This is a genomic window from Lysinibacillus sp. 54212 (assembly GCF_036662795.1).
In the GTDB taxonomy this organism is placed as follows: domain Bacteria; phylum Bacillota; class Bacilli; order Bacillales_A; family Planococcaceae; genus Lysinibacillus_B.
In genome coordinates this window covers 130,897-152,314 of sequence record NZ_JBAFWZ010000006.1, presented here as the reverse complement: position 1 = coordinate 152,314, position 21,418 = coordinate 130,897, and the positions used below count along the sequence as shown (strand labels likewise).

Annotated in this window: 24 protein-coding genes and 1 other RNA gene; 9 read left to right on the top strand and 16 right to left on the bottom strand. The window is 37.6% G+C overall.

The genetic code is table 11. The annotated features are described in order from the left end of the window. Window positions 1-100 precede the first annotated feature (100 nt). The gene (locus V4T18_RS06300; RefSeq protein WP_332647740.1) at window positions 101-811 is read left to right on the top strand and encodes a Fe-S oxidoreductase; all 711 of its coding nucleotides are present in this window, start codon (window positions 101-103) and stop codon (window positions 809-811) included. A gap of 257 nt (window positions 812-1,068) precedes the next feature. On the opposite strand, the gene V4T18_RS06295 is transcribed toward V4T18_RS06300, so the two are convergent. The 8 genes from V4T18_RS06295 to V4T18_RS06260 all read right to left on the bottom strand — a co-directional run bounded on the left by V4T18_RS06295 (window position 1,069) and on the right by V4T18_RS06260 (window position 8,777). Beyond that, window positions 1,069-1,719, bottom strand: coding sequence for a GNAT family N-acetyltransferase (locus tag V4T18_RS06295; protein WP_332647737.1), 651 nt, complete (start codon window positions 1,717-1,719; stop codon window positions 1,069-1,071). Then, entirely contained in the window at window positions 1,719-2,837 is a 1,119-nt protein-coding gene (locus V4T18_RS06290; protein WP_332647735.1) for a mandelate racemase/muconate lactonizing enzyme family protein, read from the bottom strand. Before V4T18_RS06290 ends, V4T18_RS06295 begins: the two co-directional genes overlap by 1 nt. A gap of 5 nt (window positions 2,838-2,842) precedes the next feature. Continuing rightward, window positions 2,843-3,955 carry an amidohydrolase gene (locus V4T18_RS06285; protein ID WP_332647732.1) on the bottom strand — a complete coding sequence of 371 codons (1,113 nt, stop codon included), beginning with the start codon at window positions 3,953-3,955 and terminating at the stop codon, window positions 2,843-2,845. A 213-nt stretch (window positions 3,956-4,168) separates the two neighbouring features. Further along, window positions 4,169-4,309, bottom strand: a complete 141-nt coding sequence (locus tag V4T18_RS06280) for a hypothetical protein (RefSeq protein ID WP_332647730.1) — start codon at window positions 4,307-4,309, stop codon at window positions 4,169-4,171. A gap of 168 nt (window positions 4,310-4,477) precedes the next feature. Beyond that, entirely contained in the window at window positions 4,478-6,490 is a 2,013-nt protein-coding gene (locus V4T18_RS06275; protein WP_332647727.1) for a TRAP transporter permease, read from the bottom strand. Further along, complete coding sequence (locus tag V4T18_RS06270) at window positions 6,480-6,992, bottom strand: DUF1850 domain-containing protein (protein WP_332647724.1); 513 nt, start codon at window positions 6,990-6,992, stop codon at window positions 6,480-6,482. Before V4T18_RS06270 ends, V4T18_RS06275 begins: the two co-directional genes overlap by 11 nt. A 70-nt stretch (window positions 6,993-7,062) precedes the next feature. After that, complete coding sequence (locus V4T18_RS06265) at window positions 7,063-8,067, bottom strand: TAXI family TRAP transporter solute-binding subunit (RefSeq protein ID WP_332647721.1); 1,005 nt, start codon at window positions 8,065-8,067, stop codon at window positions 7,063-7,065. 164 nt (window positions 8,068-8,231) lie between these two features. Continuing rightward, window positions 8,232-8,777, bottom strand: coding sequence for a superoxide dismutase family protein (locus V4T18_RS06260; RefSeq protein ID WP_332647720.1), 546 nt, complete (start codon window positions 8,775-8,777; stop codon window positions 8,232-8,234). A 524-nt stretch (window positions 8,778-9,301) separates the two neighbouring features. Between V4T18_RS06260 and V4T18_RS06255 the strand changes: the two genes are divergently transcribed. From V4T18_RS06255 to V4T18_RS06240, 4 genes are all read left to right on the top strand, one after another. Beyond that, window positions 9,302-9,484, top strand: coding sequence for a YjfB family protein (locus V4T18_RS06255; RefSeq protein WP_332647718.1), 183 nt, complete (start codon window positions 9,302-9,304; stop codon window positions 9,482-9,484). A gap of 163 nt (window positions 9,485-9,647) precedes the next feature. Beyond that, window positions 9,648-10,286, top strand: coding sequence for a YfbR-like 5'-deoxynucleotidase (locus V4T18_RS06250; protein WP_332647717.1), 639 nt, complete (start codon window positions 9,648-9,650; stop codon window positions 10,284-10,286). A 221-nt stretch (window positions 10,287-10,507) separates the two neighbouring features. Further along, window positions 10,508-10,700: non-coding RNA, 6S RNA (ssrS, locus tag V4T18_RS06245), on the top strand. Between the two features lie 467 nt (window positions 10,701-11,167). Beyond that, a complete protein-coding gene (locus V4T18_RS06240) occupies window positions 11,168-11,593 on the top strand; it encodes a VOC family protein (protein WP_332647715.1) in 426 nt (141 codons plus the stop codon). 53 nt (window positions 11,594-11,646) lie between these two features. On the opposite strand, the gene V4T18_RS06235 is transcribed toward V4T18_RS06240, so the two are convergent. From V4T18_RS06235 to V4T18_RS06210, 6 genes are all read right to left on the bottom strand, one after another. Then, entirely contained in the window at window positions 11,647-12,018 is a 372-nt protein-coding gene (locus V4T18_RS06235; protein ID WP_332647712.1) for a hypothetical protein, read from the bottom strand. 10 nt (window positions 12,019-12,028) lie between these two features. Continuing rightward, complete coding sequence (locus tag V4T18_RS06230) at window positions 12,029-12,250, bottom strand: transcriptional regulator (protein WP_332647710.1); 222 nt, start codon at window positions 12,248-12,250, stop codon at window positions 12,029-12,031. A 129-nt stretch (window positions 12,251-12,379) separates the two neighbouring features. Next, window positions 12,380-12,967, bottom strand: a complete 588-nt coding sequence (locus tag V4T18_RS06225) for a hypothetical protein (protein ID WP_332647708.1) — start codon at window positions 12,965-12,967, stop codon at window positions 12,380-12,382. Between the two features lie 133 nt (window positions 12,968-13,100). Beyond that, window positions 13,101-13,403 carry a hypothetical protein gene (locus tag V4T18_RS06220; protein WP_332647706.1) on the bottom strand — a complete coding sequence of 101 codons (303 nt, stop codon included), beginning with the start codon at window positions 13,401-13,403 and terminating at the stop codon, window positions 13,101-13,103. Between the two features lie 315 nt (window positions 13,404-13,718). Continuing rightward, complete coding sequence (locus tag V4T18_RS06215; protein ID WP_332647704.1) at window positions 13,719-13,886, bottom strand: hypothetical protein; 168 nt, start codon at window positions 13,884-13,886, stop codon at window positions 13,719-13,721. A gap of 88 nt (window positions 13,887-13,974) precedes the next feature. Continuing rightward, window positions 13,975-14,781, bottom strand: a complete 807-nt coding sequence (locus tag V4T18_RS06210) for an SDR family NAD(P)-dependent oxidoreductase (protein ID WP_332647701.1) — start codon at window positions 14,779-14,781, stop codon at window positions 13,975-13,977. A 278-nt stretch (window positions 14,782-15,059) separates the two neighbouring features. Here V4T18_RS06210 and V4T18_RS06205 point away from each other — a divergent pair, with 278 nt between their 5' ends. Next, window positions 15,060-15,488, top strand: coding sequence for a GatB/YqeY domain-containing protein (locus V4T18_RS06205; RefSeq protein ID WP_332647699.1), 429 nt, complete (start codon window positions 15,060-15,062; stop codon window positions 15,486-15,488). A gap of 67 nt (window positions 15,489-15,555) precedes the next feature. Here the strand turns inward: V4T18_RS06205 and V4T18_RS06200 are convergent, their stop codons facing one another. Both V4T18_RS06200 and V4T18_RS06195 read right to left on the bottom strand, forming a co-directional pair. Beyond that, window positions 15,556-16,194: a LysE family translocator gene (locus V4T18_RS06200; RefSeq protein ID WP_332647697.1), complete on the bottom strand. Its 639-nt coding sequence runs from the start codon at window positions 16,192-16,194 to the stop codon at window positions 15,556-15,558. 137 nt (window positions 16,195-16,331) lie between these two features. Beyond that, window positions 16,332-16,751: a hypothetical protein gene (locus V4T18_RS06195; RefSeq protein ID WP_332647695.1), complete on the bottom strand. Its 420-nt coding sequence runs from the start codon at window positions 16,749-16,751 to the stop codon at window positions 16,332-16,334. Window positions 16,752-16,976: 225 nt separating this feature from the next. Here V4T18_RS06195 and V4T18_RS06190 point away from each other — a divergent pair, with 225 nt between their 5' ends. The 3 genes from V4T18_RS06190 to pruA all read left to right on the top strand — a co-directional run bounded on the left by V4T18_RS06190 (window position 16,977) and on the right by pruA (window position 21,411). Further along, the gene (locus tag V4T18_RS06190; RefSeq protein WP_332647693.1) at window positions 16,977-18,170 is read left to right on the top strand and encodes a YbfB/YjiJ family MFS transporter; all 1,194 of its coding nucleotides are present in this window, start codon (window positions 16,977-16,979) and stop codon (window positions 18,168-18,170) included. A gap of 137 nt (window positions 18,171-18,307) precedes the next feature. After that, entirely contained in the window at window positions 18,308-19,477 is a 1,170-nt protein-coding gene (gene norA, locus V4T18_RS06185; RefSeq protein WP_332647691.1) for a multidrug efflux MFS transporter NorA, read from the top strand. A 386-nt stretch (window positions 19,478-19,863) separates the two neighbouring features. Then, complete coding sequence (gene pruA / locus V4T18_RS06180; protein ID WP_332647690.1) at window positions 19,864-21,411, top strand: L-glutamate gamma-semialdehyde dehydrogenase; 1,548 nt, start codon at window positions 19,864-19,866, stop codon at window positions 21,409-21,411. Window positions 21,412-21,418: the final 7 nt, after the last annotated feature.

Sequence of the window (21,418 nt, the reverse complement as noted above, 5' to 3'; positions counted from 1 at the left end):
CAACCTTTCTTATATGTTTTATATATTTTAAACAATTTTTAAGGTTTTGTATAGTGATAAGTGGTACACTATTTTAAAAAAAGATGAAAAGGTGAGTTTTATGCCAGCACTTTCTTACGATCAAGTTCGTCAATTGAATTCATATAGCATTTTTACAGAAGATCCTGAGCGCCCCCTATTCACATTAGCAAATCTACAAAAGGATTTTTATTTAACGGATTTTCGCAATTTAATGATGGGGATTACTAATGCTCCTACCGAAGCGGCTGCGATTTCACATTTCAGTCGTCGCTACGGTATGTTTGTTGCAATGCAGTTTTATATGTTAACAGCATACGATGAGGTTTGGGACGGAAATTTCAAGGACATTCGCTTTGCAGTGATAGAGGAATATGGTATTCGTACGTTAGGGACTTTTATTACTCAGAATGATTTTCGTTATGTAGAGGATGAAGAGCGAGAAGCTGTTATGACACAAATACTATTTAAACAAACTTACGAAATAGTACAGCAGCTTCGTAAAACAACTACGATTTCTCCATTAACAATATGGGAAAATATTTTTGGATACATGCTTTGGCATTATCATACGTTGCTAGAAAACCCAGCGCTTTCCGACCGTGCCTTTGAAGATATCGAAATACTAGAGGACGTCAACGTATGGCGCTACTTTTCTAACAAATCCTTATTCCGTGAATATACAGGTGGATTAAACCCTTCTCAGCTCATCAATGTACCGGTCCGTAAAAGCTGCTGCTTTTCTAAGGATATTCCTGGCTTAATCGCTTGTGGGTTCTGCCCGCTGAAATAATCACTTCCTTTTTAGATGTGTTATAAAAGCTCTACAATGTATTTATGCAATGAGGTTGATTAGAAATTAAAGCTCTATAATCAACCTCCTAAAGGTAACGTTAATGCAATAGTGTTCCTGCTATAATCGCTATACCGATAGCCTGACTGGAACTATTTTTCTCTAGATAGATCAGACTGAATAGAGCTTTTTCTGTCAAAGCACTAAAAAAAGAAAAGCGATTCGAAACTAAAAAGCTTCGAACCGCTACTAATTAATTATTTCCTATATTGAACTAACCAATCCCCATTAGAGCTTTGCATTCCGATACCTACATAGCCATTTGCAAGTAATTGTTGCTGTGCCTCTGTATCCCCCATCGATACTAAAACCTCTTCTGAAGTAAGGGCTACCTCTACTCCAAGCTTTTTACCAAAAACATATCGTAACTTCCCACCATACTTATACTTTAGCGCAAAAATTTGCATTCCTTGTGCAAATTTATCCTTCAAGCTAGCAATATTGTAAGGCATAACAGTAGCACATATCCAATCAACTGCGTTTAGATCAGCCTCTTGCATAATTAACTTTGCCATCGTCTTCTGCAAACCATGACCACGGAATTCCGGATGTACATTTGAAATTTCCTGATACAGTACACGTGATAAATCCTCTGCACCAACATCGATACCTAAATGCTCTTCTTCCTCTACATCTGGTTTTAGCAGCGCTCGAAACGCTATTAATTGACTATCCACGAAAATACCAAGCATTGCGCCACGCCCCTTTAATATATGCAGGAGCTCGCTCTCACTTAATGGCTGTAAAATTTCTGGATTTTCAAGAGCAGCACAAACCGCCTCTTGAAGTCGTTGGATCGATATTAAGTCCTTTTCTGTTAACAGTCGATACGTGAAATCTAGCGCCATTACCCTTTCACCACATCACTATACTGTGTTAGCTCAGCTAAAATGCCTTCATCAACTTTCACGCCTAGACCCTTACCTGCTCCAAGCTCAATAAAAGGAATTTTATAGCTCGCTTTTAAATCGCCAATATCCTTCGAGAATTTCAAGGGACCTGTCAGCTCTACACTTGTCATAACCTTTTTCGAAAAGGCAACATGGAAGCCAGCTGAAGAACCTACCGAAGACTCTAGCATCGACCCAATTTGGCACTCCATCCCTGCCATTTCTGCCATTGCTGCAAGCTTCATGGCAGGGTAAATGCCTCCACACTTCATTAATTTAATATTTACTTTATCGGCCGCACGCTTGGCAATGATTTCGCGCATATCACGTACTCCGCAAAGACCCTCATCAATCATGACTGGTACTGTTGTTTTGGATTTAATTTCAACCATAGCATCGATATCATCTGCTACAACAGGCTGCTCTAGCCAATCAAGACCTGCTCCCTGTAAGGCTTGAAGCGCCTGTAACGTATTGCCGCTATTTTTCCAGCCCTGATTGACATCTACACGAATGGCAATGTCGATTCCGACACGCTCACGTACCGCTTGGATACGGGCAACATCACTTGCCACATCCCGCCCAACCTTCATTTTAAATGAGCGATACCCCTCGCCAACACGCTCCTCGGCTTCACGTGCCATTTTTTCCGGCTCACCTATGCTTAATACATGGGTAACAGGGAATTTCTCATGATAACGGCCACCGATTAGTTGATAAACAGGTACACCTAGTTTTTTTCCCGTTACATCAAAGCATGCAATATCAATTGCTGCTTTTGCTGCTGGCGCATCCTTTACAAGCTTATCCATGAGCTCATGGATTTTTTCAAATTCCATTGGGTTAGCACCGATTAATTTAGGAGCCAATCGATCCTTTATGACAGCATATGTCCCCTCGAATGTTTCTCCTGTAACGTGATCATCTGGCACAGATTCACCCCAACCGACTAAGCCGCATTCTGTTGTTAGTTTAACGATAATTGAAGGCATAGATGGATACGTATCGTAGCTCACAATAAATGGTTCAACTAATGGTAAATCGATTGCAAAAATTTCTAACTGTTTAATCTTCATGTTTTTCATCCTCTTGCTGCATTTTTTAACGTTGTTGTTAATACTTTTGCTCCTATTAGTAGAGCCTCTTTTTTAAAAGTCATTTTTGGGTGATGTAAGCCAGGTGTTAGGTCGGCTCCTACACCAATCATAGCTGCCTTTAAACTCGGCTCCTGAATCGTATAGAAGTGGAAATCATCACTTCCCGGCGTGACTACTGCTGGCGCTAAATAGTCTGTTCCAAGCTCCTCAATAATCGATCGCTCTGCAATACTGGCTGCCTCTTCTGATACTTCTGCGCCAGGTGTCATATCGAGCCACTCCCACTCAATCGATACGTCGAATAGAGCTGCAATATTCGTAAAGCCTTTTTCAATATGAGCTTGAAGCTTACTTATCACTTCATTTTTTTGCGCACGTACGTCTAGAGAGAATGTTGCATTCCCAGGAATAATATTAACACTGCCGCCATCCGCTACCATTTTTGTTAGTTTAGCTGAATATGCTTCAAATGGATCCACGTGCAAATTCTTCAGCAATTGTTGAATAGCCATTAATACATCCACTGCATTTTTCCCTTGGTGTGGACGAGCCCCGTGCGCATCAATTCCATGGATTTTACCCTCTAAAAATACAGCCGCACCATGGTGGATAGCTGGTGCTACTTTACCTAGTGGTAGCTCCTCGGCAGGTCTTAAATGCACGCCGAATAAGTGTGTTACATCCTTTAATACATGACGTTCGATCATCGACAAGGCACCACCACCTGTTTCCTCCGCAGGCTGGAAAATAAATCGAATACGTTTATTTAGTGACATATCCTTTAATTGATACATTGCCCCTAGCACCATCGACATATTAGCATCATGGCCGCAAGAGTGATTCGCTCTCATAACGCCATCAACCTCTTGCCATAGCGCATCAATATCTGCACGAACAGCGATCACGTCTTTTCCTTCACCGATTTCAGCTATTATGCCCGTCACATCATCAAATAGATGGTACTTGATATTGAAAGAATCTAAAATTGACGCTATTTTCTTTGTTGTATTAACTTCCTTCCAGCTTACTTCTGGATTTTCATGAAAATGATGAAACCACTCGAAAATGATGTCTCTCATAGTTGCCACTTGTTTCATATTTTGCACCTCGAATTTTTCGAATTAACTTAATATATTATACATAACTATTTCCGAAAGTTTAACCGAGAATGCCTACTTATTCGAAAAACAAATTTCGTTTCGTAAAAGTGTGAGATGAGTTTTTTTCTAATGTAGATAATCACCTATTCTATACTGATTTATAGGCTAAAAAGAAAAAAAGCTAGCCTATGCCAGCTTTTCAATTATTCGTTATAAACTTGTGAAAAAACCTTCTGGATATTGTTCAAGATATATATGATAAACTTGCTCTTCATGCTGCTCATAACATTCCATTTCGACCTCTTCATCCAATAAATACGTTTCGAATCTAGAAAGTAATAAATTTGTCATTTGAACTACCTCCTGTATATAGAATTTTCTGATAATTAAACTATACACGGAGTACTCTATACTTTCAACCAATTTATCACTCGTATGCATAATAAGCATAAAACCTATCTCAAAACGAGATGAAAGGGGTGTCCAGATAGTAATAACTTTCTGGACACCCTCTTTTTCCTATGAAGAAGCTAAATTTGAACCGCTTCCTTTATTTTTAGTGAACCATTGGAACGCAATCATTACCGCAAAGACAATTAGCCCAACCGTATCCGATAACGATTCTGGGTAAATCATAGCAAGTCCTGCACCTACTAAAATAATTCTCTCTAGCCAATTAATTTTACGGAACCAAAAACCAATGATTCCAGAACCTATCGCAGTCATTCCCATTAGAGCTGTAAATGTTACCCAAAGGATTTGACCTGCTGTTACATCTACCATAAGTAACGCCGGTGAGAAGACAATCATATACGGAATGATAAACGCTGCAATGGCGAGCTTAGCAGAGTTTACACCGGTTTTAATTGGGTCTCCACCCGAAATACCCGAAGCTGCAAAAGCTGCAAGCGCAACAGGTGGTGTAATATCGGCAATAATCCCAAAGTAAAATACAAAGAAATGTGCTGATAATAACACTACGACCGGAACTAGCTCTTGAGGCGTACCTGGTGCCAATAGGGCAATAATAGCCGGCGCCGCAATAGTTGATGTAATAACATAGTTAGCAGTAGTTGGTGCCCCCATTCCTAATACTAACGAAGCAATCATTACAAAGAATAAAGTTAATAAAATATTTCCACCCGCTAGACTTACTAAACTATTAGCTAAACTTAAGCCTAAACCAGTTTTCACGACTACCCCTACAATAATACCTGCACATGCTGTTGCTGCAACAACCCCCAGAGCTGTACGAGCACCATCCACTAAAGCATCTAAAACATCTAAAGGACCCAGTCGCGTCTCTTTATTAAACATACCAACTAAAATACTAGCTAGCACACCATATAAAGCCGCCTTCATAACAGGAACCCCAACTAACATTAATACAACAATTAGAATAATCGGTATTAATAAATATATCTTTTTAAAGACTTCCTTGCGATTTGGCATCTCTTCTGGTGATAAGCCACGAAGACCTAAACGCTTCGCTTCAAAGTGCGTCATAATCCAAATACCTGCGAAATACAATAGAGCAGGAATTGCTGCCGCCTTAGCGATGTCCCAGTACGTAACCCCTCGACCAATAAACTCAACCATTAGGAAGGCCGCCGCACCCATAATCGGAGGCATAAGCTGCCCACCTGTTGAAGCCGCTGCCTCAACAGCACCAGCAAATTCTTTTTTGTAGCCTAGTTTTTTCATCATCGGAATTGTGTATGATCCGGATGTTACAACATTCGCTACTGATGACCCTGAAATTGTCCCTTGTAAAGCAGATGAGAAGATTGCTACTTTTGCTGGACCACCAGTTAACTTACCCGCTAGCGCGACTGCTAAATCGTTAAAGTACTGACCAACACCTGTTTTCACAAGAAATGCACCAAATAGTAAGAATACAAAAATAAATGTAGCAGAAACACTAATCGGTGTACCTAAAATACCATCTGTTGAGAAATACATAAGATTTGCAATACTATCTAAGCTTTGCCCTCTGTGTGCAATAGACGCTGGCAAGTACGGGCCGAAATATGCATAAGCTAAAAATAATCCAGCTATAATAGTAATCGGTAAACCGACCGCACGTCTTGCTGCTTCTAAAACAAGAGCAATAGCCAAAATCCCAATATAGAAGTCCATCGTTTCTAATTGACCAATCATTTTAACAAGTCGCTCATAATTTAACGTCCAGTATGAACCAACAACAATTGATAACAACGATAGAATAATATCGTAAAACGGTATTCGATCCTTTTTCGTTTTACGTCTTGCAGGGAATAGTAAAAAAATAAATGTTAATCCAAACCCTAAGTGGATTGTACGTTGGATTTGTGCTGGAAATACGCCCTGTATCGCCGTATACAGTTGGAACAATGAAAAAGCTAAAAGACCAAAATAAATAATCCACTTAAATATGCCACCAACATTACGAGTGTTAGATTCAATATCGTATTTTTCGAGTAAAGCCTGTTGGTCAGCATCTGATATTTGGTCGAATGTATCTTTTTCTTTTATTTCTTTGTTATTTTCCATTTAGCTCGACTCCTTTCATCTTTTCATATAAAGATATTTTTTTCACTTCAAATAAATACGACTTTCCACGTTTCAGTTCCTTTTTTAGATCATAACGTTTTTTTTCATATACAAAATGTAAAGAATAGTCAACATCACCAATGAATAAGGTGAAATTCGGTAACACCTTATCATCATAAAATAACGTATACATTCCATCCTCATAAACTAATGTTTCCCCTTCTTCAGCATGAGCTGGCATCCCTATTGCAACGTCACTATACGTCATTGACTTTAGACGAATAGCAAAAGAGGGCTGTACATTATACGCTTCCAAAACCTCTGTTAGATGGATGGAATGAGTAAACGTCATTTGAAAATTTCGATCTTCTTTTAATAATGTATAATATATTGTCGGTTGATCCACTCGTGTTTCAGAAAAAGTATACGCTGGTATCATCGGCAAAAACAAAAAAACTAATGCACCTATAATTGCAATTAGCAGAAAAATTATCTTTTTCAAGCCTTCCCAAACCTCTCACAATGCAAAAGAGGCTCCGAAGCTATACGCAACAGAGCCCCACCTACATTGATTAGTTGTTTACTTCATCAAAATATTTTTTAGCACCTGGGTGAACATCGATACCGATACCATCTAAAGCTGTTTCAGCCTTGATGAATGCACCTTTAGCGTGACTAATTTTACTTGCGTTACCATATATTGCCTTTGTCATTGCATATACAAGATCTTCTGAAAGATCCTTTTTAACTGCTAGCATCGCTAATACCGATACAGCTGGAACTTCCTCCGTTAAGCCGTAAGTGCCTGCTGGAATTGCATCCACAGCATAGTAAGGATATTTTTCAATTAATTCCGCTGCTTTTTCTGCAGAAACAGGAATAATATTTACATTTTTCGTAGCATTTAATGCTTCAACAGCGCCAGTTGGGTAACCTGCTGTAATGAAAGCTGCATCAATTTGACCTGATTGAATTCCATCAGCCGATTCGCCAAAGTCTAAATTTTGCGCCTCGATATCATCCTCGATAGATAATCCATGAATCTCAAGAAGTTGCTCTGCGTTTGCGTAAGTACCCGAACCTGGAGCACCAACTGAAACTTTTTTACCCTTTAAATCTTCAAAAGATTTAATGCCTGAGTCTGCTAATGTAACTAATTGTACTGTCTCTGGGTAAAGTGCACCTAAAGCTGAAACTGTATCAATTTTCTCTTCTTTAAACATTTCTAAGCCGTTGATTGCATAGTAAGCAATATCCGTTTGTACGAAAGCGATTTCACCGTCACCCGCTTGTAAAGCTGTCATATTTGCTGCAGATGCTTGTGAAACTTCAGCTGTTGTATTAATATCAGTCTCACTTTTAATGAATTCCGCAAATGTACCACCTAAAGGATAATACGTACCCTGTGTTCCACCTGTTAAAATACTCAAATATTTTACACCATAATCTTTTGAACCCGCGTCATCTCCCCCTGACTTATCGCCAGTAGACTTGTCGCCATCACTTGAACCACATGCAGCTAAAATTAGCACGAATGCACTTAAAATGGCGAACAAAAGAAACTTATTGTTCTTCATTTGTTTTTCCCCCCTGAAAACTTAAAATATAGTTTATTGTACATATATATTTCGAAAAATGTCAAATAGTATTACAATTTAGGTATTTTAGTAGAAGGTTATTATTTATAGCAAATAAAAAGCATGCACGAGAAATAACGCGCATACTTTGTAATATTTATTCACTATTCGATAACCCCACAAGCAATTCTTGCTCCTGAATTTCCTGAAGGGTCTGTTTTATAATCATCTGCACCCTCATGGATTACAATAGAGCTTCCATCTTCATCAAATAAGGAGTTATCCTTCCCTTTTTCTAGCGTAAACTCCTTCGAAACAAACCGTACTTCTAATGTACCATCTTCTCCAATTTCTAAATTCGGAAGATCACCAGCATGAGGACCCTTTGGATTTTCTATGCCATGCTCCTTATGCTGTGGATTAAAATGCGCGCCAGCCGTTTCAAAGGTCGGTGCCTCACATTTACCGACATCATGTATATGAATAGCATGGGTACCCTCTGGCAAATTTTCAAAATTCGCAGTTAGCTCCACACCCGTTTCTGTTTGTGTGAACTTTACATCTCCAACATCTTCTCCACTACTATTTTGTAGCTTCGCAGTAGCAGTTAATGGCGTTGGTGCCGTCACCGGAATAACCTCTTTCTTTTCAAATAACGAGCAGCCAGCTACTACAACCGATAGCAGCATTACTAAAAATATTTTCTTCATGCAATCCCTCCTTGATGTGTTTTTAGCATGGACTAAAAAACATCGGAATATGCTTGAAATACATGGAATTGCAAAGACAGATTAATAAAATCACCTTCCTAATCGTTTATCACGAATAGAGAGGCAAAGGAATACTCATCTTAATTTAAAATTTTCACTGTGACCGTTTTACAACCTCATTGGAGCGCCTCGTCTTTCGATGGCCCTCCAAGTTGTCCTTCATACCGCATGTTTTCCACGGTCGTGCTCGGAATCAACTCTACAGAAAGAATATTGCAGTCCGATAACAAAATTCACTATTGATCCTTACAATACTATTTCGAAATACCATACAGTTTTTTCTATATTAACGAATAATTTTGTATGTATATTACTTTAGAATATCTTATTAATAGCATTTAGCGACTTCTTTTGACACATCATCCTATTACAGACGTATAACTTTTTTTCGTAACATTAACAGGCATAGACTATTATACAAACCTATTTGATATATCCGATATAAAGGAAAAGGAGGGATTAGGATGGAAATCAATTCACTTATGTCAGCTCAAGTTGCCCAACTGCAGCAAACTCTACAAATGAGCATTATGGATAAAGCTATGAATATGGGCGCTGCTGGTGCAGTACAAATGCTTGAAACTATGCCTGAGCAGCCCGCCGCTACACATCCGCACAAAGGTCAAACGATCGATATACAAGTGTAGATACTTAACACATTTTGCCCTCTTAAAGAGAGCAAGATGTGTTTTATTTTGCGCATATTTCACCCTTTAATGTTAAGGACATATTAATTCTTTATAAATAAGAGTAAATTTCCATCAATGAGGGGAATACATATAGTAAGATAAGATTACAAACGGAAAAGGAGTGATTATTATAGGCATTCATACGTTTTTTACAAGTTTAAATGATTTAGAACGAATTATTCGTTGTCCAGGTCGTTTCAAATTCGAGGAACACAATGTTGCTGCGCATTCATGGAAGGTATCTCAATATGCAATGTTTTTCGGTACACTTGAGGAAATGAATGGTGCAAAGATCAACTGGAAATCATTATACGAAAAAACGATTAATCATGATTTTGCCGAAGTATTTATTGGTGATATTAAAACACCAGTGAAGCACGCTTCTCCAGAATTAAAGGAAATGCTTGCCCATGTAGAAGAAAAGATGATGGAAAAATTTATACGGGAAGAAATACCGCCCGATTACCAACAAATATTCTTTGAACGTATGAAAGAGGGCAAGGACAGCACTATAGAAGGTCGGTTACTTGAATTTGCTGATAAGCTCGACCAATTTTATGAGGCTTTTGCAGAGCTGAAACGTGGGAATACGGACAAAGAGTTTGTGTACATGTATCAAAGTGCATTAGCAAAGCTAATCGAAATACCATTAAAAAATAGTGTTCAATATTTCCGAAACGAAATATTAAACGATGCCATGGCAGAGGAAACACAAATTGACCTAACTCATTTAACCCAAGAAATTTTACAAAATAAATAACTGACTTCAAAGTTTTCCGCAAGATGGAAGGCTTTTTTTATTTTTTTATAAAATAGTTTGTAACGAAGGTCGGAATCCGGAAAATTAAGCAACAAAAAGGAACGCAAAGAATTTTTTACGACTTTACCATGAAATACTTTCGAAATCGACGCTCTTTTATTTGACAATTTTCTTGCAAACCACTTACTTGCACATATTAAAAACCTGCATTACAATACATATTGAAGCTACGTTGTACGTATAAATATTAAGTTTTAACCTTTATACTATGGCAGGGAGTTTTACATCGAAGTTGGAATGGCGGGCCTCGACCCTTTGTGCTCGAGGATAAACAGGATAACTTTTGCGAACACCCACTTTGAGGAGTGGTGGTTTAAAACTTTCTATAAGACATACGGCATACGTGGCTTTTACTTTAAGTATTATTATATCAAGATTTATACAGCATCTTAACCAAAATGGTTGAGGTGCTTTTTTGTTCCTGAATATGCGTTGAGGTTAAATCGGGGTTACAATTCTTTGTAATTAAAAATAATCAATAACAAAGACCGCCTTCCACACAGTTATTCATTTCTGCCATGATTTGGTAAAGTAGATTATGAATTGTGGAGGGCTAACCATGCTTAAACGATTGATTAGTAAAAAGAAGAGACAAGCCAAGTAGCAAGCAAAAAAGACATTGTATGAAGCAGTTGAAATTAAACCAGTTAAGATTGCGAAGCCAAAGCCATTAATCAAAAAGAAACGTAAGCCATCATTAAAAAGATCAATTAAGAAACTATTTTAAACAGACGACAAATAATGTTGTCTGTTTTTTGTATTGACTTTAACGCAGCGTAAACCCTTATGGTTATTGTATAATCCTAAAGGAGGAAACGAAAATGCACGAATTTTATCAGATGCCCCTATTTATTAAGCTAAAAGTGAAAGATATTGAAAAATCAAAAGAGTGGTATAAAAACGTGTTGGATTTTGATTCGGTATTCGATTTTCCAGGTGTCGATGGAATAATAACAATGTCACATTTAAGAGGGATAAAGTACCAAGATTTAATGTTAATACAGGATGAGCAGGTCAACTCTTCTAATTCAGTAATTATCAATATATTTTCTAATAATATTAATAGAATTTATCAATTTGCGTTGGAGAATAATACAAATATTATTCAAGAACCAACAGTTCAACCCTGGAATGCAAAAGAATTAACTTTAGAAGATCCAGATGGTTATATCTTTACGATAACAGAAAGTTTAGATACCGATAAAAAATTTGATTCCGTTATTGATAATGTTAAAGATCAAATTTAATAAAGAAGAAGTAGATTAGCTTTTTAATTTACTCAACAAACAAGCCCTCCACATCAATCTGTGGAAGGCTCTTTTTGTTCATATGGTTTTCGGTATTCCATTCCAAGTAATTTCCGCATCTCATTAGTCACACGATTTTTAAGTGTAATATTGCTGTATCTGCTCTCTTCTGTTTTACCACATATTAACACGAAATATTGTGTAATCACGCCGTCATTTTCGCCTTTATCAATTCGACAACCGGCATTGTATAGCGTTTTCTTTACGTTTTTAAACTCTTCATACACTTCATTTACTTTTAATTGGTACCATTCATTAAATACCTCAGACATTTTCAAACTGGTTAAATAGTTTTTATCACGCTCTAATGTTCGCAATAATACTTCTAGTGTAACGTATCGACTTATTTCTTCCCTTAGTTCCATAAAAAATCCATCATATAACCATTCGCTCTCTATCGATGATTGGCATTACAGCTAATACGTATTCAATTTTAAAAGTACGTTTCGCGTGGCGAATGAAACAGTAAGCTTGCATAGTATCGCCAGTCAATTTGATTACTTTCACACATCGTTTAGTAATTGAGTTGTCTTTTGCCATGTACATTATATTGATTAACTGATTATACTGCATTGCTTTGATTAACTGCCGTTTCATTTTGCCACCCCCCTTTTAATATACGAATATTCGTTTGTATTTTGACAATAAAAAATGGCCCCTCATTAATTGTGAAGGGCACATTCTTATTATAAATAATCTATCACCATAAGTGATAACTAGTTTCTATTATTCTTTTAACTCTAGCATCTCTTTGTTTTTAAAAATATCATTTTTTAATTTTAATAATTTATCGTTTTCTTGATATTTCTTAAGTTCATTCTTATCTTTACCATCTAAATTAAACTTTCCTTCTTGTGAAGAAGAGATGCCATACTGCCCCCAAGCTTCTCCCCATCCGAGAAACAGCAAGTATTTTTTACCCTTCTCCATTTTTGTGTAGTCCCCATAATATACTTCTTCTTTACCGGGCATAGCCCCTTTTTCTCTTATAAAATACGGTTCTCTAATTTCTATAACTTTTTTATTAATTTCACCTTTAATTTCACCTTTAATAATTTTTGATATTTTAATTTTACTTAAATGGTAACCATCTGAAAGACCATTAAGAGTAGTCTCCACACTTACTGGATCATCTGCTAACTGGGCAACTACTACCAAGTCACTATTAGCCAGTCGATCTTGATAATTATCATATGAAATCATGAATCCACTTTCAATATTAGTTACTTCTACTATTTTTTGATCAGCAACCATATATCCTCCAATAGCTATACCAATAACTACTATTAGAGAAGCAATGATTTTCTTTTTCATTCTCAATTCCCCCATTTACTACGAAGATGCGACTTATCGTCTGCTGGTGGGTAAGCACCATCCGTAAATACTCCCGTATACATCCATGACCTAAAATTTGAGTGCGCAGGAGTATCTTCAAAATGGTTTAGACTCAAACTGTGGCCCATTTCATGACAACTAATTTCACCAATTGATTCCAACTCGAAAAACCTTTACCTGTAGCTTGTGTTTTATCAATATGTATCGTTACCTTTTCAAAATTCGTCCCATTCTTTACATCAGAAGGTTTGTGTTCCACTATTTGTCCTAACCAGTTATAAGAATACATATCAATTCGACCATACCAGCCTTGAGGAAGATTATTACTCCCAACATATACTTTTGCATTAGCTGTTGAACTTGAACTGGTTTTACTTAAGCTAACTTTTGATGATACACCATTCCAATTCGCCATAGCGTGGTCAACATGGGGTGTTAATCCATAAGATGAAACACTCGGACTGTACCAATATCTGCATTTGTACTACCATTAATCGTCATCGCTGTTATAAAAAATCAGAAATGCAAATAAACTTTTTTCATAAGATTCAACTCTCCTCTTCACTTTTATTTCTTCACTTCACTAAAAAACAATCCCCCTACTTTACAAGGAGAATACAAATAACAATTAACATAATGTTACAAATTTAACAACAAATAATTAACTTGTTAGAATAGTATTTATTTAGAAAGCCCGCTACCACTAATTAAAGTGATAACGGGCTTTAACTCATTTCAATTTAGTTTGTACATTATAAATCATTGTAATTAGTTCTTCTCGTGTAGCTGGGAGTTTTAGATAAGTGCCATAGGATATACCATTTTCTTTTGCCCATTCTACAGCATCTTTCGAACATACATTAGGCTTTGCATCAATATCATAATTGGGTTGTGTCACTGTTATTTCTTCCTCTAACAATAAAAAAGGCCGCCCCTAAAAGCCATGATGATGACCTTAGGGACAGCCCATATATTTTTTCTAACTGTTACTTTTGTAATGAAGCGATCCAATTGTTCGTATCTGCAATTGTTGGATTAGCAAGGTAGTGGCCACCTTCAATTTGAAGTGTTTGACCAGTCATGAACTTAGATTCATCTGAAGCTAAAAATACTACTGCATGACCGATATCATCTGCTTCACCGTGGTACGGTAATGCATTAAATTTCATAAAGATATCTTGCATTTCTTTTGGCATATTTCTTTCAGCTGCTGGTGTTAAAATAAGGCCTGGTGCAATTGCATTACTACGGATTTTATCTTTTCCGTATTGTGTTGCAATATATTTTGTCATATTTACAACGCCTGCCTTAGTCGCACCATATGCAGTACGAAGCTGATCGCTTGCAAAGCCTGCCATTGAAGCTGTGTTAATAATCGAGCCGCCACCTGCTTTTTGCATATGAGGGATAGCGAAACGACTTCCAAGTAGGACTGACTTTAAGTTTACATTTACTAAGCGATCCCACTCATCTAAATCGATATTTAAAACGTCTAAGTCTTTTTGAAGGTTAGTTAAACCAACATTATTAAATAGAACTGTTAAAGTGCCGTATTGCTCAACAGTAAAGTTAACCGCATCCTCGATAGATTTTGCGTCGCCAGCATCTAAGAAGATGGCAGATGCCTCGTAGCCTTCTTTTACTAATGCTTCTGCAGCTTCTTTAGCACCATCAATATTAAAGTCAGCAATAACTACTTTTGCGCCTTCTTTTGCTAATAAATTTGATGCTGATAAACCAATTCCTGATGCTCCACCTGTAACAAGTGCAACTTTATTCTGTACACGATTCATAAGAAATTCCTCCTAATACACTGAGCATAAAAAGTAAATTTTGGATAAATACGACTCACTCTCGATGCTTTGTGATTTTTTTCACAAAAAACAGTGTAGCATTTAATTATTAAATTTAAAACTATTAACTCTAATTAGAAACATTTAGAATTTAAAGTTAATTAGCCCCTTTTGTAAATTAGCATTTCCCTCATTCCGTCAAAAATACTTCTAAAATTTTCTCCCTTTTTACAAAGTGCTATAATAAATTTATCCTTTAAAGAAACGGAGAGAGGCATATGTTAAAACAGCAAGTATTTGAGCAATTAAAAGTTGCTATGAAGGAAAAAAATGCGTTGGCAAAAGGTGTACTAACTCTTTTAAAGTCTGGACTAGATGCTGCCGAAAAGGAAAAAGGTTCAGCTTTAACAGAGGCAGAGGAAATTGCCGTTATTAATCGTGAAGTAAAGCAAACAAACCAAGCTTTAGACGGTGCTCAAAAGGCTGACCGAGCAGACCTTATTGAAAAGGAAGAGGCTAAATTAGTCTTACTAAAAAGCTTCCTACCTAAACAACTATCTGAAGACGAAATCGCTGCTGTATTATCCGAGGCAGGGATCGCAAGCGGTATGAATATGGGAGATGCAATGAAAATTGCCAAGCCATTATTAAACGGAAAAGCTGAAGGTGCAGTAGTTTCGAAGGTTATAAAATCGTTAATTTCATAATTCTTGCAACATAAAAAGAGTTGCCTAATTATAGACAACTCTTTTATTTTTAGAGTAGCGCCACTTCTTATTGACTCTTTTCGAACGCAAGCTTAATACCGAAGCCTATTAAGATGGCACCTGTTACCCCTTCAATTATTACCTTTGTTTTAGGCTTTTTCATAAAAGCACTAATCCGGTCTAGTAAATATACATAAAAAATAAACCACAGAGCCGTTAATACAGTGTATATCACGCCCATCATTAAAAACGGTAGGAATGTCTCGCCTTTCCCATCAACAAATTGTGGTAAAAAGGTTAAAAAGAACACTGCAACCTTTGGATTCGTTACATTCGTTAAAAACCCCTGCTTGAAGCAAGAGTGATCTTTATATTTATCGGTTGTATTTAGCTCTCCCACTGCTTCTTCCTGTTGTGTACGCAGTGCTTTTAATGCCCATAGTGTTTTTATACCTAAATAACATAAGTATACTGCTCCGACATATTTAAGAATGGCAAATACATAGGCTGATTTAACAATAATAGCTGAAAGTCCGATTACTGCAGCTAGTGTATGGATTAAGAGACCACTGCAAGAGCCTAGCATTGTTTTTAACCCGCCATTACGCCCAACTGTTAATGTGTTTTTAGTTGCTATTGCAGTATCAGGTCCCGGTAAAATAATGAGTAGGATACACATAATCAAAAATAATGAAAGATTCATCATTTTAGTTCACCTCTTTCTAATTCAGAAAATTTTTAAAATTATTTTACCATATGCACAGAGCGCTGTTTCATTTAAATAAAAATAGATTAATCGTATACCAACTGAAAACAATTGCCCTCACTTCAGCCACTTCATAATTACCAAAAATGAGGCTTGGCAACCATAAGCCAAAGCATAATGAGCATTATTACTATATATTTAATTGTGGCATTTTTCATTACCGTAATAAATTGCTCTCTGGAAAAATCCTCCGCGCTAACTAACCGCCATGCTGGTTTAAATGCCCTTGCTAAAAAAAATAATGAGCCTAACATAACAAGAATTGTGACGATTACCCACGAGGTTGTCCATGACCAGCCACCAAGCCAAATAAGAACTAGTCCACTCGGTACGAGTACATGCCCCGCTAGCTCTATCGCCCGTATTGAACCTCGTAGTCCTTCTATCATCCCAAGAATTTTAGCATCCTGTGCCTCTTTCATTCGGTTCAGGATTGGAAAAACCCCGAATAATGGGCCGATTGCGATAGCTGCACTTAAAATATGTATAAATAACATTAGATTATAAAGCAATATGATCTTTCCTTTCACAGCATATTGGATAAATTCTCATTGTAATTGTAGCGTAAATACGATGGAATAAACACTTCAGAAGAGTCCATTGAGCAAACTACCTTCGTCTTCTAAAATTTAATTTCGTTGTTTTCCTAAAATAAACTACCACAGCTTTTTTCGCAATGTTAAGATAATTTTAGGGGAATAATTTCATAAAGGGGATATGCTATGACACGTCAACATGCAGGAGTATTATTTGGGGGAATATTATTTCTCGTAGTTGCCATGGGAATTAGTCGATTCGCGTTTACACCATTACTGCCATTTATGCGAATCGATGAGAAACTTTCTTTTGAGGCAGGTGGTTGGTTAGCCTCAAGCAATTATATCGGTTATTTTATAGGCGCTCTAGGTGCGGCCTTCATTTACAAACGAAAAAAAGAGCTTTTATTAGGGAATGTTGTACTGAATGTAGCTGCAATTATTTTTATGGGTTTCACTCATTCTTTTGCTCTTTGGATGATCCTACGTTTAATTGCAGGCGTTACAAGTGGATTTATTTTCGTCTTAACATCTAGCCTAATAATGGATTATCTAGCCCAGCATAACCTGACACGGTGGTCTGGCTATTTATTTAGCGGGATTGGACTCGGTATTGCTATATCCGGATTGTTTGTTCCTTCTATTGAGGCATTCTATTCTTGGGAGGGTACGTGGATAGGGCTTGGTCTTTTATCAGGTTTGTTTTTATGCACAACATTATTTTTATGGAGACGTATATCTGTTCAAGATGGGGAAAAGCTACCTAAAACTGATGATACAAATATTTGGCGTGGTATTATGCCATGGTTAATTGCGGCTTACGGTTTAGAAGGCTTAGGCTATATTATTACAGGGACGTTTTTAGTAGATATTATTTATAACATCGAAAATTTACGAGCCTATGCAAGCTATAGCTGGGTCGTTGTTGGACTTGCAGCCATACCGTCTGCCCCTATTTGGATGGCACTCATGTCTCGCTTTAAACCCGTAACCATTATGTACGTAGCATACATATTACAAGTGTTCGGTATTTTGCTTCCGGTACTAACTCAGACCGTTTGGAGTGTATTACTTTCGGCTTTTTTATTCGGGATGACGTTTGTTGGACTTGTTACCCTTTCTACAGGGTATGGTCGACAACTTTTCCCAAAACAAAGCGGGGTCGTAGTTTCCGTTCTTACAACGTTCTATGCAATTGGACAAATTATTGGACCTGTCATCGCTAGTATATTGGAAGGTTATTTTAAAAGCTTCAAGGCACCGTTGATATTTGCTGGTTCTATCGTCGCCTTTGCACTAATTATTTTATTTATCGGACAAGTACTTACACAGCGAAAAGCTGTACTATTAAATTGTCAGCAAAGTGAACATATGAGTTAAAAAAATCGCGCTAATTAAGTCACTTCACTAGCACTTACATTGCCGCTATATTACAATACTACAATGCACTTTAAGCCCTGTTCTCAGGGTTTCTTTTTTTGCTTACGTAACTTTTTTAATGATAGAGGAGAATTAACATGGGATCGAAAAAACAAAAAGTCACCTTAAGTATTTTACTCATGAATTTGTTTATCGCCTTTTTAGGGATTGGACTTGTTATACCCGTCCTACCAACGATTATGAATGAACTTTCCATTAACGGTAAAGTTGTTGGTTATATGGTGGCGGCCTTCGCTATCACACAATTAATTGTATCGCCTTTTTCGGGTCGTTGGGTAGATCGATTCGGACGGAAAATTATGATTGTAATCGGTCTATTCATCTTCGGCATTTCTGAATTTTTATTCGGTATAGGAAAAACGGTTGAAATATTATTTTTATCTCGTATTTTAGGTGGAGTGAGTGCCGCATTTATTATGCCAGCTGTTACTGCCTTTATCGCTGATATTACAACTACCGAGACAAGATCAAAGGCACTTGGCTACATGTCTGCCGCAATTTCTACAGGATTTATTATTGGTCCAGGAATTGGTGGGTTTTTAGCCGAAATTAGTACGCGTATGCCGTTTTACTCTGCAGGTGTATTAGGTATTGTTGCAGCTATTCTTTCCCTTGTATTACTTACAGAGCCAGAACGTCAACAAGAAGCAGTAACTACTGAGCAAGGTGAAAAAACTGGACTTGCCAGAATTTTTGTACCTAAATATTTTATTGCGTTTATTATTATTTTCATCTTTTCATTTGGACTAGCCGCTTTCGAATCCTTATTTAGTTTATTTGTAGATCATAAATTTTCTTTTACACCTAAGGATATTGCTATTGTCATTACAGGGAGTGCCATTGTTGGCGCCATTGGGCAAATCGTGTTATTTGATCCATTAACAAGAAAGCTTGGGGAGATTGGTGTTATTCGTTACAGCATTCTTGTATCAGCAGTCCTTACCTTCTTAATGACGATTGTCCATACGTATTTCACTATTTTACTTGTCACGTTCGTGTTATTTATCGGATTTGATTTAATGCGCCCGGCCGTTACCTCCTACTTATCTAAAATAGCAGGCAATGAGCAAGGCTTTGTCGGCGGAATGAATTCTATGTTTACAAGTATCGGAAATATTTTCGGTCCGATCATCGGTGGTATTTTATTTGATGTCGATTTAAACTACCCTTACTATTTTGCGACGATTGTTCTAGCCATCGGATTTGTTCTTGCTCTATTTTGGAAAAAACCGAAAAGCTACGCTTAAGTTTGAGGAATCTTTAGATTGGGCGGTACTCCCGGCGAATTGGGCGTATTCTTTAATTAATTGGGCGATTCTCCCTAGGAATTGGGCGAACTCTATAATTTATTGGGCGATTCATGGACATAATTGGGTAACTTCTCCAGAAGGGGCTGCGTTGAAGCAGCCCCTTTTTTAGTTTAAAAAGTTTCGAGGCATTCGCGCCGCACGCTCTCAGGCGCTTGTCACGTACAAATGGGCGCAGCAAATGCGCTTTTCTTATTTTCACTACTATCCTTTTATTAGCATAATTGTAAGTAGATTTGTTATCCTTAAATTAATCCATAGGAAGCTAGGATGATAAGTTTTCAGAAAGTTGATAGTCATACAAATTTCGAGGAGGTTTTTTATCTATGCCAGTACCCTATAAACACGAAGCATTCACAAATTTCCAAAACGAACAGGAAGCTACAGCTTTTCTTGCAGCGCTTAAAAAGGTCAATAGCGAATTAGGGCTCGAATACCCAATTCAAATTAACGGCGTGGCATATAAAACAAATAATACTGTCGAATCGATTAACCCCGCAAATAAAAATGAGGTCATCGGAACAGTGCATCAGGCCGATGTTGAACTAGCCAAAAAAGCCATTGCAACTGCGGCTGAAAGTTTTAAAACTTGGCAATATACAGACCCTGAAGTACGGGCAGGGATTTTATTCCGCGCTGCTGCAATTATTCGTCGTCGAAAGCATGAATTTTCAGCTTGGCTTGTGAAGGAAGTCGGTAAGCCGTGGAATGAAGCTGATGGAGATACGGCGGAATGTATTGATTTTCTTGAATATTATGCACGTCAAATGGTGGAGCTCGCTCAAGGCAAGCCAGTGATGAGTCGAGACGGAGAGCATAATGAATTTGGCTATATTCCATTAGGTGTAGGAATCATTATTTCACCGTTTAATTTCCCACTTGCCATAATGGCTGGAACAACTGTCGCAGCGATTGTTACGGGTAATACAGTCGTATTAAAGCCAGCAGAAACGGCGCCTGTTATCGCTTCAAAATTTGTAGAAGTAATGAAAGAGGCTGGGTTACCAGATGGTGTCCTCTCCTACTTACCTGGGTCTGGCGCTGAAATTGGTGACTACTTAGTGGACCATATTCAGACACGATTTGTTTCATTTACTGGATCACGTGCTGTTGGCTGTCGAATTTATGAGCGCGCTGCAAAAGTGCATGATGGGCAAATTTGGTTAAAGCGTGTCATTGCAGAAATGGGTGGTAAAGATACGATCATCGTTGACAGCGACGCTGATGTAGAGCTAGCTGCCTCATCTATCGTAGGCTCTGCATTTGGTTTTTCAGGGCAAAAATGCTCCGCCTGCTCTCGTGCAGTGATTCATGAAAGTATTTACGATGAAGTGCTTGAAAGGGTTGTAGAAAAAACAAAGGCACTTAGAGTAGGGAACCCTGCCCAGCAAGCAACATTTATGGGACCAGTTATAGATGAAAAATCATTTAAAAAAATATCAAGCTATATCGAAATCGGCAAAAAAGAAGGCCGTATCGTTTACGGTGGTGAAGCCGATGATTCCACAGGCTACTTTGTACAGCCGACGATTATAGCAGATGTTGATGAAAATGCCCGTCTTATGCAGGAAGAAATATTCGGGCCGGTTGTGGCGTTTTGCAAGGCAAAGGACTTCGATCACTTATTAACAATTGCGAATAACACAGAATATGGTTTAACAGGTGCCATCATTTCAAATAATGCTGACCATATCTCACGAGCTAAACGAGAATTCCAGGTTGGAAATCTGTACATTAATCGTGGATGTACGGGCGCAATCGTTGGCTACCAACCATTCGGCGGCTTCAATATGTCTGGTACGGATTCTAAAGCAGGTAGCCCAGACTATTTAGCGCTGCATATGCAGGCAAAAACAATTTCTGAAAGCTACTAGGAGGAGA

Excerpts from the sequence above, each read along its gene's own strand:
- pruA (WP_332647690.1), top strand. The coding sequence starts at position 19,864 with ATGCCAGTACCCTATAAACACGAAGCATTCACAAATTTCCAAAACGAA.
- V4T18_RS06205 (WP_332647699.1), top strand. The coding sequence starts at position 15,060 with ATGTTAAAACAGCAAGTATTTGAGCAATTAAAAGTTGCTATGAAGGAA.
- V4T18_RS06265 (WP_332647721.1), bottom strand. The coding sequence starts at position 8,067 with ATGAAGAACAATAAGTTTCTTTTGTTCGCCATTTTAAGTGCATTCGTG.
- V4T18_RS06225 (WP_332647708.1), bottom strand. The coding sequence starts at position 12,967 with ATGAAAAAGAAAATCATTGCTTCTCTAATAGTAGTTATTGGTATAGCT.
- V4T18_RS06190 (WP_332647693.1), top strand. The coding sequence starts at position 16,977 with ATGACACGTCAACATGCAGGAGTATTATTTGGGGGAATATTATTTCTC.
- V4T18_RS06280 (WP_332647730.1), bottom strand. The coding sequence starts at position 4,309 with ATGACAAATTTATTACTTTCTAGATTCGAAACGTATTTATTGGATGAA.
- V4T18_RS06240 (WP_332647715.1), top strand. The coding sequence starts at position 11,168 with ATGCACGAATTTTATCAGATGCCCCTATTTATTAAGCTAAAAGTGAAA.
- V4T18_RS06200 (WP_332647697.1), bottom strand. The coding sequence starts at position 16,194 with ATGATGAATCTTTCATTATTTTTGATTATGTGTATCCTACTCATTATT.
- V4T18_RS06285 (WP_332647732.1), bottom strand. The coding sequence starts at position 3,955 with ATGAAACAAGTGGCAACTATGAGAGACATCATTTTCGAGTGGTTTCAT.
- V4T18_RS06220 (WP_332647706.1), bottom strand. The coding sequence starts at position 13,403 with ATGGCGAATTGGAATGGTGTATCATCAAAAGTTAGCTTAAGTAAAACC.
- V4T18_RS06295 (WP_332647737.1), bottom strand. The coding sequence starts at position 1,719 with ATGGCGCTAGATTTCACGTATCGACTGTTAACAGAAAAGGACTTAATA.
- V4T18_RS06235 (WP_332647712.1), bottom strand. The coding sequence starts at position 12,018 with ATGGAACTAAGGGAAGAAATAAGTCGATACGTTACACTAGAAGTATTA.
- V4T18_RS06300 (WP_332647740.1), top strand. The coding sequence starts at position 101 with ATGCCAGCACTTTCTTACGATCAAGTTCGTCAATTGAATTCATATAGC.
- V4T18_RS06275 (WP_332647727.1), bottom strand. The coding sequence starts at position 6,490 with ATGGAAAATAACAAAGAAATAAAAGAAAAAGATACATTCGACCAAATA.
- V4T18_RS06260 (WP_332647720.1), bottom strand. The coding sequence starts at position 8,777 with ATGAAGAAAATATTTTTAGTAATGCTGCTATCGGTTGTAGTAGCTGGC.
- V4T18_RS06230 (WP_332647710.1), bottom strand. The coding sequence starts at position 12,250 with ATGAAACGGCAGTTAATCAAAGCAATGCAGTATAATCAGTTAATCAAT.
- V4T18_RS06290 (WP_332647735.1), bottom strand. The coding sequence starts at position 2,837 with ATGAAGATTAAACAGTTAGAAATTTTTGCAATCGATTTACCATTAGTT.
- V4T18_RS06195 (WP_332647695.1), bottom strand. The coding sequence starts at position 16,751 with ATGTTATTTATACATATTTTAAGTGCAGCTATCGCAATCGGCCCATTA.
- V4T18_RS06255 (WP_332647718.1), top strand. The coding sequence starts at position 9,302 with ATGGAAATCAATTCACTTATGTCAGCTCAAGTTGCCCAACTGCAGCAA.
- norA (WP_332647691.1), top strand. The coding sequence starts at position 18,308 with ATGGGATCGAAAAAACAAAAAGTCACCTTAAGTATTTTACTCATGAAT.
- V4T18_RS06210 (WP_332647701.1), bottom strand. The coding sequence starts at position 14,781 with ATGAATCGTGTACAGAATAAAGTTGCACTTGTTACAGGTGGAGCATCA.